General features: G+C 72.2%; 9 protein-coding genes. 4 read left to right on the plus strand and 5 right to left on the minus strand.

All coding sequences use genetic code 11. The features are described from left to right. Positions 1-36: 36 nt before the first annotated feature. Positions 37-2,757: a M4 family metallopeptidase gene (locus AB0P06_RS21770; RefSeq protein ID WP_363609700.1), complete on the minus strand. Its 2,721-nt coding sequence runs from the start codon at positions 2,755-2,757 to the stop codon at positions 37-39. A 504-nt stretch (positions 2,758-3,261) separates the two neighbouring features. Between AB0P06_RS21770 and AB0P06_RS21775 the strand changes: the two genes are divergently transcribed. The 3 genes from AB0P06_RS21775 (at position 3,262) to AB0P06_RS21785 (ending at position 7,905) form a co-directional block, all read left to right on the plus strand. Continuing rightward, positions 3,262-4,221, plus strand: coding sequence for a LysR family transcriptional regulator (locus tag AB0P06_RS21775; RefSeq protein ID WP_363609702.1), 960 nt, complete (start codon positions 3,262-3,264; stop codon positions 4,219-4,221). A 241-nt stretch (positions 4,222-4,462) separates the two neighbouring features. Continuing rightward, complete coding sequence (locus tag AB0P06_RS21780; RefSeq protein WP_363609704.1) at positions 4,463-7,033, plus strand: collagenase; 2,571 nt, start codon at positions 4,463-4,465, stop codon at positions 7,031-7,033. Between the two features lie 254 nt (positions 7,034-7,287). Then, complete coding sequence (locus AB0P06_RS21785; RefSeq protein ID WP_363609706.1) at positions 7,288-7,905, plus strand: TOPRIM nucleotidyl transferase/hydrolase domain-containing protein; 618 nt, start codon at positions 7,288-7,290, stop codon at positions 7,903-7,905. 325 nt (positions 7,906-8,230) lie between these two features. Here AB0P06_RS21785 and AB0P06_RS21790 read toward each other — a convergent pair whose 3' ends face one another. The 4 genes from AB0P06_RS21790 to AB0P06_RS21805 all read right to left on the minus strand — a co-directional run bounded on the left by AB0P06_RS21790 (position 8,231) and on the right by AB0P06_RS21805 (position 12,028). Next, positions 8,231-9,388: a hypothetical protein gene (locus AB0P06_RS21790; protein ID WP_363609708.1), complete on the minus strand. Its 1,158-nt coding sequence runs from the start codon at positions 9,386-9,388 to the stop codon at positions 8,231-8,233. A 200-nt stretch (positions 9,389-9,588) separates the two neighbouring features. Continuing rightward, positions 9,589-10,566 carry a DUF6529 family protein gene (locus AB0P06_RS21795; protein WP_363609710.1) on the minus strand — a complete coding sequence of 326 codons (978 nt, stop codon included), beginning with the start codon at positions 10,564-10,566 and terminating at the stop codon, positions 9,589-9,591. After that, positions 10,563-11,516, minus strand: coding sequence for a metallophosphoesterase (locus AB0P06_RS21800; RefSeq protein ID WP_363609712.1), 954 nt, complete (start codon positions 11,514-11,516; stop codon positions 10,563-10,565). Before AB0P06_RS21800 ends, AB0P06_RS21795 begins: the two co-directional genes overlap by 4 nt. Beyond that, the gene (locus tag AB0P06_RS21805; protein ID WP_363609714.1) at positions 11,513-12,028 is read right to left on the minus strand and encodes a cupredoxin family copper-binding protein; all 516 of its coding nucleotides are present in this window, start codon (positions 12,026-12,028) and stop codon (positions 11,513-11,515) included. Before AB0P06_RS21805 ends, AB0P06_RS21800 begins: the two co-directional genes overlap by 4 nt. 818 nt (positions 12,029-12,846) lie before the next feature. Here AB0P06_RS21805 and AB0P06_RS21810 point away from each other — a divergent pair. Continuing rightward, positions 12,847-13,257 (plus strand): hypothetical protein, encoded by a 411-nt coding sequence (locus AB0P06_RS21810; RefSeq protein WP_363609716.1) that lies wholly within the window; start codon positions 12,847-12,849, stop codon positions 13,255-13,257. The last annotated feature ends 2 nt before the right edge of the window (positions 13,258-13,259 follow it).

Consider the following 13,259-nt stretch of genomic DNA (forward strand, 5'->3'; position numbering starts at 1 on the left):
GAACGCCGCAGCGGCGGCCTGATCAGCAGGACCCGGTCAGCAGGACCCGGCCGGGCGGTCGCGGACCACCAGGTCGGTGCGGCCGGGGGTGGCGTCCAGCCAGACCACCCGGGTGCCCCGGTCGGCGGCCGCCTCGTACTGGCCGCCCCGGTTGCAGGAGACCCGTACGGGGGTGCCGCCGGTGAGCGGCAGCTGCCAGAGCTTGGGCAGCGCGGCGTTGGTCCAGCCGCTGGCGGGCTTGCCGCCCTCGTCCCGGGAGATGACGGCCTGGAAGGTGACGGCCTGGTCGGAGGCGGTGATGGCGGCGGTCACCTGGGCGTACGGGGAGTCGGCGGGGAGCACGTCGACCACGCCCGAGCCGTCCAGGGCGCCGGAGCGGATCGCGCTGCGCGCGGTCGGGCCGGCCGGGGTCTCCACCCAGAGCAGCCGTCCGCCCGCGAGCACGGTGGAGCTGACGGTGCCGGCCGACTCGTAGCGCGCGGTCACCCGGCCGGTGGTGAGCGAGTGGACGGTGGCCGCGGACATCTCCCGCTCCCCGGCGGTCCACTGCTCGCTCCAGCCGAGCACGCCGTCCCTGAGCGTGAGGCCGGACGGGCGGTGGCCGTCGGGCAGCGGGAGTTCCACCGGCGGGGCGCCGTCGCGGGAGAGACGCACCGTGGTCCGGCCGCTCTCCCAGTCCTCCACCAGGAAGGCGATGTCACCGCCGGAGATCCGGACCTCGGCGAGCTGCTCGGTCCGGGAGGCGAACAGGCTGCGGACCGGGCCGCCGGCCAGCGAGCGGGTCAGCACCTCCATGCCGAACCTGCCCTCGGCGTCTGGGCCGACGGCCAGCCAGGCGGCGGACTGTCCGTCGGTGGCGGCCCAGCTGTGCCGGCGGCCGTCCTCCGGGCTCAGCCGGGTGGGCGTGCCGGGGGCGGCGGTGGAGCCGGTGTACAGGGCGGGGTCGCCGGTGCCGGTCGAGTTGCCCATCACCCAGCGGCCGCCTGCGACGGCCGGGGCGGCCATCGAGGTGGGGATGGCGCGCACCAGCGGGCGGCTGTCCGTCCCGATCCTGGACTCCCAGCCGGCGCGGATCCCGTGGGCGTCGAACGCGGCTGCCACCGAACGGAGTTGGGTCGGGCTGAGGTTCATCGAGCGGCCGGCGGCGAGCACCGCGTTGCGGCCGTCGACGAAGTCGTCCAGCGGGGTGAGGTAGTCGGCGAGCGCGCGGTAGACCAGCCGGTCGGCGGTGAGCGGGTCGAGGGTGCGCCGGATGTCCCACAGCGCCCCGGAGAAGATGGTGGAGTTGAGGTGCACGCCGCCGCTGTCGAGGCTGAGGTCGGTGCCGAGGTAGTCGTCCACGGTGGTGCGGCGGTCGTCCAGCCGGCGCCCCGCGCAGGCCTCCGGGGTGCCGGTGCGGCACACCGCCTCGCCGAACAGCGCGGCCTTCGGGTCGGTCATCGACACGCCGCGGGCGGTCACCTCGACGGCGTTGCCGAAGTAGTCGGCCAGCGCCTCGTTCATCGCCCCGGTCTGGCCGGCGTTGACCAGGCCGGCGGTGTGGTCGATGACGCCGTGGGTCATCTCGTGTCCGGCTATGTCCAGCGCGACCGCGAACGAGTGGTACTGCGGGCCGCCACCGCCGTAGGACATCATGGTCCCGTCCCAGGTGGCGTTCATGATGGGTGCGCCGTCGTTGGTCACGCCGACCAGCGAGACGATCGGGGAGCCCTTGCCGTCCAGCCCCTCCCGGCCCAGCCGGTCGCGGTAGAAGTCGTACACGATGCCCGCGTTGAGGTGGGCGTCGGTGGCGCCGTCGGCACCGGTGGCGGCCGGGAAGTCGGAGGTCGGGGAGGCGGCCGGGCGGAGGTCGGCGGGCAGGCCGTCGATGAAGTCCAGCAGGTCCCGTCCGGCCGCGTCGTAGGTGGTGATGGAGGCGGGCCTGGTCAGGTCGACGAGCTGGTGGCTCCCGTCCGGCAGCCGGGCGGTGTTCACCTTCACGGTGCGGCCGTAGGCGTCCGGGGCGGTGCCGGTGGCGGGTTCGAGCGCCGGTGCGGCGGCCGCCGCTGTCGCCGGTCGGGCACCGGCCTGGTACGGGGCGCGGGCGTCGTGGGCGAGGGCGATCCCGCCGACGGTGGCGTCCACGTAGACCTCGCGGGTGGTCGGCTGCCCGCCGGCCCGGTCGGTGCCGCGCACGGTGAAGTGCCGGGTCAGCCGGCCGGTGCCGCCGGGCAGCACCACCAGGCCGCGGTCCTCGGCGGTGGCGCCGGCCCGGGCACGCGGGTCGGTGAGCGAGCCGAGCGCGAGGCCGCGCAGCACCGGGTCCGGGACGGCGGGGGTGGTCGGCGCGGTCAGTCCGGTGAAGTACTTGCCGCCGGCCGACTCCACCCGCTGGCCGGCGCCCTCACCGGTGAGGCGGACCAGGTACTGCCCGCCGAGCACCGGTATGCCGCCGTGGTACTGCTGGAACCTGACGGTGTGCCGCCCCTCGGCCGTACGCCCGGTGCCGACCTCGGTGAGCTGCCCCGGGTCGATCCGGTACCGCTCCGGGTGGGCGGCCAGGTGGGCCCGGGCCGCCTCGCCCGGACTGCCGGGCGCCGCCTCGGCCAGCCCGGTGACCAGCTGCGGGGCGGCGGTGTCCCGGCCGGCCACCAGAGCGGGCACCGGGTCGGGGTCGGCGGCCGGTCCGGCCAGGGCGGGCGGTGCGGCCAGGGTCAGGCCCAGCACGGCGGTGACGGCGAGGCCGAGCGCCTTGGGGGTACGGGACGGGTGCGGCACTGGGTGTCCTCCACGGAAACCGGGATCGATGACGGAACGTCATCCCGATGCTTGATCGCGGAAGTCCGGAAAATCCAGGCGTTTATCGGTAAATGCAGAGAATCCCGGAGATACGTGTACGTTCACGCAACGACGGCCTGCCCGAACAGGCAGAACCGCCCCTCCACGAGAACCCGCGCCACCTCAGGGCCGAGCACGGCCGGACCCCGCCGGAGGGACACCGGCGCGCGCACCGCACGAGGACGCCGGCCACCGCGCGAAGGGCCGGCCCCGACCCGGCAGCCGTCGGACGGTCAGGCGGACGGTCAGGCGGACGCAATGCCCTGGTAAAAGGTGGTGCCGGTATCGCCGTCCGGCCCCGGAAGGGCCTTGACGAGGCAATCCGCGGGGGGTGAAGGTAGGCCGCTGACATGTCATGTGTGCTGTTGCACTGTCCTCGGCGGCAGCCACCCGACGCCGACGGCCGGGAAGGCCCGGCCGTCGCGTGAAGGGGAGGGGAGGGGCATGGAGCTGGAGCTGCGGCACCTTCGGGTGCTGTGCGCCATCGCCGACAGCGGGAGCGTCAGCCGCGCCGCCGCCCTGCTCGGCGCCTCGCAGCCGGCGACCAGCACACAGCTGCGCCGCATCGAACGCCACCTGGGCGCGCCGCTCTTCGAGCGCACGGCCGCAGGCGTGGCGCCGACCTGCTTCGGCGTCGAGGTGGTGACCGCCGCGCGCGACCTCCTCGCCCGGGCCGACTGCCTGGGCCACCGCCCGGAGGCTCCCGGCGGGCCGGCCCACCGGGAACTGCGCCTGGCCGCGACCATCTCGCCGATCCTGCCCGGACTGGTCACCAGGGCCCGGCACCAGCGGCCCGACCAGCGGTTCACGGTGACCTCCGTCCACCAGTCCTCGGACATCGTCGACCTGCTGGAGCAGGGCGACGCGGACGCCGCCGTGGCCATGGACTACCCGGGCCGGGAGCTGCGCCACTCGCCGTCCGTCGCGCACCGCGGCATCGTCACCGAGCCCTCCTTCGTCGCCCTCCCGGCCGGCCACCGGCTCCGGCACCGTACCGAGATCGCCCTGGTGGACCTGGCCGACGAGGACTGGTTCCTCACCCCCGACGACGGAGCCGGCTGGCACGGCGTCTTCTACGACGCCTGTGCGGCGGCGGGGTTCACCCCGGCCGCGGTCCACGAGTTCCCCGGCGGCCGGCTGGAGCTCCAGGAGATGATCGCCGCCGGGCTCGGGATCTCCGTCGTCCAGGCGACCACCCGGCCGCTCGCCGACGTGGTGGTCAAACCGCTCGCCGGTACGCCGGTCTGGGTCCGGCATCTGCTGGCCTGGCGGCCCGGCGGGGTGAGCGGGGAGGTGGTGGAGACCCTGTTCGGCGCGGCGGCCGCGGCGTACCGGGACCTGATCGCCGCCTCGCCGGCCTTCCGGGCCTGGGCCGCGCGGACGTACCGGCCGACCCGGCCGTAACGGGGCGGGCGCTGTTCGCGCCGGCGGCGGCCGGACGCGCCGGGCCGGTGGTTCGGCACGGCCGTTCCGAGGCCGTGTTATGACCGGCCCACCTGATGTCATATGACCTGTGACATTGTTCTGACGCCCTGTCGAATGGCAGGATCATGCCGCATCCCCCCACGCCTCGGCAGTCGTCCAGAGACCTCCCCCACAGGAGAAGGGCCCAGCAGTGCGCCTTCGGATACCCCTCCCCACACTCATGGCCGGCGTCGTCGCCGGCTGTGCCGCCACCGCCACCCTGTTGCCGGTCCCGGCGCTCGCCGCCTCCGGACCGGCCTCCCACCCGTCGGCCAGTGCCCGGCCGGCGGCCGACGCGGGCTCCGCCGCCCCGGGGCCGCTGGGGGCCTTCCTCACGGCCGACCCCTCCGAGGACCTCGCCCCCGCCGCCAAGCCGCTGCCGCCGGCGCTGCTCGGCCAGGTCGTGATGGGCCAGCCCGCCGGCACCACCGTGCAGACCGCACCGCGACCGGCCGACCGGAAGACGCCCCCGGCCAGGCCGGGCTCCGCCGGCCGCTCCGCCACCGGTCCGGCCGCCGCCGGCGCGCAGAGCTGCACCCCGGCCGACTTCGGCGGCCGCAGCGGGGCCGACCTGGTCTCCTTCGTCGAGGGCTCGACCCCGGACTGCGTCAGCACGCTGTTCAACGTCACCGGCACCGACGCGGGCGGCATCTTCAAGGAAACGAAGATGCTCACCGTCGCCAACGCCTTCCAGAACCTGGCGGCCGGCTACACCGGCGACAACTCGACCGGCATCCTGCAGCTCGTGCTCTTCATGCGGGCCGGCTGGTACGTCCAGTCCTACAACGCGGACGCGGTCGGCCCGTACGACGCCGCCCTCACCAGTGCCTCCAGGGCCGGACTCGACGCCTTCTTCGCGAGCCGGCACTGGACCGATGTCACCGACAACAACGGCACCGTCCTCAACGAGGTGCTGGTCCTCACCGACAGCGCCAACCTGCAGGGCAGTTACCTGGGCGTCTACAAGCAGGTGCTGAACAGCTACGACAACTCCTACAACGCGTTCCCGAAGATGCTCAAGTCGGTCAACGCCGTACTGTCCGCGCCGCTGTGGCGGGGCAACTGGAACCCCGACTTCGTCAAAGCGGTCAGCGCGGACCCGGCCATCGGCACCGCGCTGGGCACGTTCGCGCTCAACCACAAGGACCTGCTCGGCACCGCGAACTCCTACCTCGACGTCAACGCGGGCAACGACCTCGGCCGGATGGCCGGTGACGGCCCCGCGGTCGAGGCCGCGCTCAAGGACCAGGTCAAGGCGGTGCTCGACGCCGTCCGGATCACCGGGGTGACCGGCCCGCTGTACGTCCACACCGCGTACCAGGCCAACACGTTCGACCCCGGCCAGTGCTCGTACTACGGCATCTGCGACCTGCCGGCGAAGCTGACCGCGGCGGTGCTGCCGAACCAGCTGGTCTGCGACAACCGCACCATCCAGACCGAGGCGCTGTCGCCCGCCGACCTGGCCGCCGTCTGCGCGAGCCTGCGCGGCGAGGACACCTTCTTCCACGCCATGGTGAAGGACAACGGCCCCATCCCCGGCCAGTACGACAAGACCCTCACCCTCGCGGTCTTCGCCAACCAGGCCGACTACCTGACCTACTCCTGGGCGATCTTCAGGAACTCCACCGACAACGGCGGCCAGACCGTCATGGACCCGACCGACCCCAACGACCAGGCCGTGTGCGTGATGTACCAGAAGTCGTGGAACGACGGCTTCACCGCCAACGTGTGGAACCTCAACCACGAGTACACGCACTACCTGGACAACATCTACGACATGAAGGGCGACTTCTCCACCGAGGTCTCCGTTCCGGACATCTGGTGGATCGAGGGCGTCGCCGAGTACGAGTCCTACGCCTACCGCGGCACCACCGACACCCAGGCGATGTCGGAGGCGGCCAAGCACACCTACACGCTCAGCACCATCTTCCAGAACACGTACCGCAACTCGGACTCGGTGCGCACCTACCCGTGGGGCTACCTCGCCGTCCGGTACATGTTCGAGAAGCACCCGGCCGACATCACCGCCATGCTCGGGCACTTCCGCACCGGTGACTACCAGGGCGGCTACGCGGTCTACAACAACGTCGGCACCGGCTACGACGCCGACTTCGACGCCTGGCTCGACAGCTGCGCCGGCGGCGCCTGCTACGCGGCCGGCCCGACCGCGCTGTTCGACCAGGCCGTCAACGGCGCCACCGTCACACTGACCGGCAAATCCGTCCAGACCGGCCCCGGCCGGATCACCGCCTGGCACTGGACCTTCGGCGACGGCGGCTCGTCCGACCAGCAGAACCCGACCCACACCTACGCGAGCGCCGGCACCTACACCGTTGCCCTGACCGTCACCGACGACACCGGCAGGACCGCCAGCACCCCGGCCCCGGTCACCGTCACCACCGGCAGCGGCGGCACCACCCTGCCGACCTGCGCCGACCCGCGTACCGACGCGCTCGGCCGGAACTGCTCCCGCTCCGGCCTCTCCGCCACCGCCGGCCACCTCGACTACCTGTACGTCTACCTGCCGGCCGGCACCAGCACCCTGAAGATCGACACCTCCGGGGGCACCGGCACCGCGTACCTGTACTACAACGCGGACACCTGGGCCTCGCCGAGCGCCTTCACCACCTCGTCCACCAACCCGGGCACCACGCAGAGCATCACGGTCACCAACCCGACGGCCGGCTACCGCTACATCAGCCTCTACGCGAACACCGACTTCAGCGGGGTGACGGTCAGCACCCAGTTCTGACCGGACGCCCCTCCCCGTGCGGGCCACGCCCGCGGCAGACCTGCCGCGGGCGTGGCCGTTCGGCGTCGCCGTCCGCCGACCGGGGGAGCGCGGGGCGTGCGGATCCCCGCGGCCCCACTGCCTCCGACAGGCCCGACTGACGAGGCTTCCCGAAAAAACGGCCGGAGCCGCTCTCCCCCCTCACGCGAAGCCCCCGGAGCGCGGCCGACGAAAAATCCGTGCCGCGCCTGCCCGAACAGGAGCAAAATCGCCCCATGGCGGACATGCGAGCGTTCCGGGATGCGGTCACCAGCTGGGCGGCGGGCAGCCCCGGCGGGCCGGCGAGTGAGCTGGCCGCACGACTGCGCGTGCGGACCGCGGTGCTGCTGGAAGGGCCGAGCGACCTCGCGGCCGTCGAGACGCTGGCCGCGCGCTACGGCCGGGACCTGCCCGCCGAAGGGGTGTGCGTCATACCCATGGGCGGAGCGATGAGCGTCGGCCGCTACGCCGGCCTCCTCGGGCCGCCGGGGCTGGGTCTGCGCCTCGCCGGACTGTGTGACGAGGGCGAGCAGCGCTTCTACGACCGCGGTCTTGAGAAGGCCCGCGCGCCGCGTCAGGGGTTCTTCGTGTGTGCGGCGGACCTGGAGGACGAACTCATCCGCGCGCTGGGCGTGGCACGGGTTGAGGAGATCGTCCAGGCCGAGGGCGACCTCCAGGCCTGGCAGACCTTCGTGCGCCAGCCCGCCCACCAGGGCCGGCCCCCGCAGCGGCAGATGCGGCGCTTCCTCGGCACGAAGAAGGGCCGCAAGATCCGCTACGGCCGCCTCCTGGCCGAGGCCCTCGACCCCGACCGGGTGCCCGCTCCCCTCCACAATCTGCTCGCGAACCTGTGACCGAAGCGCCGCCCGGGGTCAGCGGCGGCTACCGCCGGGACTGCCGGTGGAGCGCGGCGTGGCAGCCGGGGACGAATGTGACGACGGCTCCGGAGATGAGGCCCGGCACCACGACGCACCGATCGAGATCGCACAAGGGCGGCAGGTCGATCGAGCGGGTTTGGCCGGCACTCCGCGCGGGCGTGGCCGTCTTCAAGTGTCCCGACCTGCGCTGCCTGGCCCTCACCGGGGGCCGGTGGACCGTCCTGCTGGACGAGGACGAGGTGTCGCCCAGCCCGGCCCTGAAGGATTGCTGATGAGTTCATTCCTGCCGGGCCCCGCTCGTTCAGCGGGCGGGAACCGCGGCCCGCTCCGCCGCTTTCAGGCGCGTCTCCAGACGGGCGGTGCGGGCCAGTTCGGGGCACTGGGCGCGGGCCCGGGCGAGAGCGGTGCGGGCCTGCTCGTAGCGGCCGAGGGCGGTGAGCGCGGCGGCCAGGGTGCAGCAGGCGTCGGCGCGCCAGAAGGGCGAACCGGCGGTGCTGCTCCAGCGCTTGGCCAGCCGGGCGGCCTGCTCGGGGCGGCCGTCGAGCAGTTCGGCGTCGGCGGCGGTCTGCGCGTACCGGTGCATGATGCGCGGGTCGGGCTCGGAGCCGTCGCCACCGAGGCCGATGAGCGCCAGGGCGACTCGGTGCCGGACCTCCTCCGGGGGCAGTTCGCCGGCCTCCCCGGCGGCCACGGCGGCCGCGGCCAGCAGCTGGTAGCCGATCGGGTGGCAGGGTGCCTGGTGGGCGTGCAGCAGTTCCCGGGCACCGGCGGAGGCCTGATCGTAGCGGCCTTCTGCGAGCAGGACGCCCACCTCGGTGGCGCTCGGCAGGGGCGATTCGGGTACCAGGTCGAGCAGTCGGCGGGCCGCGCCGATCCGGCCCCGGACCAGTTGCCGTTCGGCCCGCAGCAGGTCGGGGTGGCGCAGCTGCGGTTCGAGCAGGTCGCGCCGCAGCGTGATGCCGAGCGCGGCCCACAGCGGGGCCAACGGACCGGCCTGGTAGCGCAGGTTGCTGATGACGGTGGTCACCAGCAGGGCGATCCCCAGCCCCCGGGCGAAGCCCTCCGGGCGCGCCGTGAGCAGTGCCCCGAGACCGAGCTGGACGGCGAGCAGCACGGCCGAGTGCAGCCACAGCCGCAGGCGCAGCCGCGGGGCGGACACGAGGTTGAGGGAGAGCGTCAGCTCGGCGGCGGGTACCAGGCCGATCTCGACGGGAACGCCTGCCACGGCGGTGGAGGCCAGCAGGCGGCCGCGGCCGTAGCGGACGACCATCAGTCGCGCGCCGGCCGCCCGGGCGAACAGCAGGCACCACACGTCGGGGAGCAGCAGGCCGAGCCCGACGCCGAGCGGGAGCCCGGCCAGGGCGCCGGGATCACCCGCCCGAAGCGCGAGGAGGACGAAGGGGGTGAGCAGTACGGCGAGCAGCCGCCTGGCCAGCTGACGGGAGATGGGAAACGTCACGGGCGAAGCATTTCGGCAGGTCACCGTGAGGGAAAGTGCCTGTGACGCACTTGTGACCTCGATCCGTGGGTTCGGCGGCTGCCGCCGGCTCGGCCTCCTCGGGCGGGGTGCCGGCGGTGGCGAATCCGGCGCGGGGCGAACTGGGCCCCGCCGCCCGGGAACCCGCTGCCGGCCGTCGGGAGGGACGCCTCACGTTCTGCTCACAGGCCGGGTGCCTGGAAGTCGTTCAGGTACCAGAAGGGGGCGGCGTACCAGATCAGGGCGATCGCGGTGACGAGGGTACCGCCGGCTAGGGGGAGTGCCCAGCCGGGCCAGCGGCGGTGCCGGACCACGATGACCTTGGCGACGAAGGCCCCGTAGAGGAAGCAGCCGGTGAGCGAATGCAGTGCCACGCGGGGGTCGGTCAGTTGGACGCCGTAGGCGGTGATGCAGTGCCGGGCGATGGGCAGGGAGAGGAGGAAGGCGGTCAGGCCGACGAGGCGGTGCGTGGTGCGGACCTTGTGCGGTGCGGTTCGCAGTGCGGGCAGGCGGCCGTAGATCCACAGGGCGAGAAGGAGCTGGATCAGCGCCAGGCCCAGGAGCGCGGATCCCAGTTGGGCTTTCAGCAGTCTCGCGTCGTCGCCGCGGTTCCCGAAGAGGCTGGTCTCGTAGTCGGGGGTGTGTACCCGGCCGTACCAGTAGAGGCCGACCATCACCGCCACGGGCAGGAGAAGCCACAGGATGTCGTGGAGCCGTCGGTGGCCGGCGGGGTGAGCGGGGCCCTCCGCGTGCCCGGCCGCCCCCGCTGTCGATTTTGCCGCCGCGACCCCGGATGCCTGCCAGGCCACGACGATCAGCAGGGTGAGCGTCTCGGCGATGAGGCTGAGCAGGGCCTGCGGGGCGGGTCGCAGGCCCTGCTCGGAGAACCCGAACAATCCGATGGTGCGGGATGCGGTGAACCCGGCGAGCGAGCCGACGGCGATCGCGGCGGCGGCGATTCGAAGGAGCAGGGGTGCCGCCAGCAGCAGGAGTGCGGCCACCGCGAAGGCGGTGCTGGCCTGCAGCAGGAACAGCGAGCCGATGATGTGGACGAAGCGGTATCCGTCGATGTAGAGCTGGGCGTGGATGTATCCGCTTGCCGCGAGCGTGGCGGCGAGCAGCAGGCGCAGTGCGAGGGCTGGCAGGCTCCGGGTGTTCATACGAGTTTCTCGTCCTTGACGGCCAGCGCGTGGTTGCCCTGCCAGTAGTTGACGGTGCGGATGCCGAGCGCGTCCTTGAGGCGTCCGGCGGGCAGCACCTGTGGGAGCGGTGCGGGGCCCTGGCCGGGTTTGGGGAACGGGTAGCAGGTGGGGCGGGCCGAGTGGAAGGTGATGTTTCCCTCGGTCTTGCTGAACAGCTGGTGGACGTGCCCGTTGAGGCACGTGACCGAGGAGAAGCGGCGCAGCATCGACAGCACCTGCACCGCGTCGTCGGTGCCCCAGCCCCACGTCGGATACATCGCGAACAACGGGATGTGACTGAAGACGACGATGGGGGTGTCCGACGACAGGCCGGCGATGTCCTTGCGCACGAAGTCGATCTGGTCGTTGCCCAAGTGGCCGAGCTGTTCCAGGTGCAGGGTGTTGACCAGCGCGATGAAGTGCACACCGTGGGTGTCGAAGCTGTACCAGCCGTCGCCGAGGGTGTTCTTGCCGAAGGTCTGTCGGTAGGCGAGTGGTCCGTTGTCTCCGATCGAGTCGTGTTCGCCCGGCACGGTGAAGACCCGGTCCGTGTCCAGCTGCGACAGCATCTGCTTGACCTGGTCGAACTGGGCGGGGGTGGAAAGGTGCGTCAGGTCGCCGCTGTGCATGACGAAGTCGGGCCGGAACCCGAGGGAGTTGACCTGGTTGATCGCTGCGGCGAACGTCCCGGTGACGTCCGTGTTGGCCGGGCCCTGGAAGCCGATGTGGCTGTCGGAGACCTGCACGAAACGCAGGTCTGCGCTGCTTGCCGGGGCCACGCTCGCCGAACCGGGGATATGACTGATCACCTCTCCTGCGGTGACTGTCAGGACCACGACCCCACCGAACCAGGCGGAGTGCCGGATGAGCTGCCGGCGGGTCATGCCGTGCTCGCCGTCACCGCCGGAGTCGGGTGTCTGCCCGGTCATGGCGTCACCTCCACGGTGGCGGTCATGAACGGGTGGATGGTGCAGTAGTAGGCGTAGGTGCCGGGTGCGGTGAACGTGTAGCTGTAGGTGTCGTTGGTGGCCAGGGCCGCCGACTGCAGCGGCCCGCCCGACCCCTGCTTACTGGTGACGGTGTGAGCGTCGGAGTCGGTGTTGGTCCAGGTCACCGTCGTGCCCGCCTTGACCGTCAGCGTGGCCGGGGAGAACGCAAAGTTCTTGATCGTCACCGCGTTGGCGGCCGCTGGAACGGACGGCTGGCTGCTGGTGGGTGAGACCGAGGGCGTGACTGCCGGTGCGCTGACCGTGCCGCCCGTTCCGGAGGCACCGGGAAATCCCGGCAGGGTCTGGCCGGGCCCGGGACTCAGCGTGCCGGCGGGTCCGGGCTGTGACGATCCGCCGCACGCGCTGAGCAGTCCCAGTGCTCCGGCGACGACGACGGCGGCCAGGCACGCCGTACGCGAGCGCCGGACCGGCGGAGAGGAGTTCGCATTCATGACCATCGTTCCTTCTGCGCGTCCCCAGCGGCACGGGCGGGTGTGGTCCAAGACCGGTCCGGAAACGGTCTCCTCAAGCGGATGGACGACCCCGTTACACCCGCCGGGGGATTGGGGATACTGGAAAGGGTGCAACCCGGTGGGTTAATTTATGTGAGCGGACAGCGCATTCCGTGCAGCGAAACGAATTCCCTGGCGGGGTCCCGTCGTTTCACCCCGACGGCGGGCAGCGGAACGCCTCGAAGGTAAGTCCCCAAGCCCCGGTGAACCTGCAGGCGGGCCGGCCAGAGGACGTTCGGCGAGTCCAGCGGCCGATCGAACCCGGGATTCCCCGGGCCGACGGATTCCGGCCTCGGATCTGAGCCAGGCCGCCGTCGACGCTCAGGTCCATGCCGGCACAGAAGCCGCTCTCGTCGCATGCGAGAAAGAGGACGGCCGCGGCGACTGCCGGGGGGCGGTCCATGCGAAGACTGGGTTCAGGGCCCCGAAAATCCCCGCGCAGGATGCCGGCGCCGCCTTCACTGCTCCCCGCGCTGCCGCTCACGCGCCCACAGCGCCCGCGGCACCACCCGCAACGAACCCAGCTGACTTCTGAAACAGAACGCCGCGCCCTCCACGCCGGCGGAAACAGGCACCCCGCACCGAAGCGCGCTGGGTGCTGGGGACCTCGAAGCATCGCAGGCTGTTACAAGGAAGTGACGGTCCGCTCGCAACCTGTGCGTGGAGCGGAGCGTCCCTACGGATGACAGAGCCCGGATCGCACCGACCGACCGTGCCTTCGGGTAAACAACCACCTCCCCTTCGAAAGAGGTGTACCTGTGATCGTCTCCAAGCGGAACTCCCTGCGCCTGGCCGCCGTGACCACCCTCAGCGTGCTCTCCCTCGGGCTGGCGGGCACCGCCATGGCAGCCACCCCGGTCGCCCACCCCGCGTCCGCCTCGCAGCGAGCCGCCGCGCACGCCGGCATCACCGCCAGGCCGTCGGTCTCGTCCGTCCAGGCATGGCAACTGTTCCGTGTCACCGGCACGACCACCGGCCTCACGGCGGGAAGCAAGGTGACCCTGCAGCAGAAGCAGCACGGCACGTGGGTCACTCTGCCGGCCTCCGCGCCCACGGCCCGCGACGGCTCCTACTCGCTCGGCGTGAAGCTCGGACTCAAGGGCCTGAACGAGCTGCGCATCGTCAGCGGTGACACCGTCTCTCCCGTGTTCACCGTGACCGTGCGCTGACC

Origin of the sequence: Kitasatospora sp. NPDC088351, assembly GCF_040685575.1 — a bacterium.
Taxonomy (GTDB): Bacteria; Actinomycetota; Actinomycetes; order Streptomycetales; family Streptomycetaceae; genus Kitasatospora.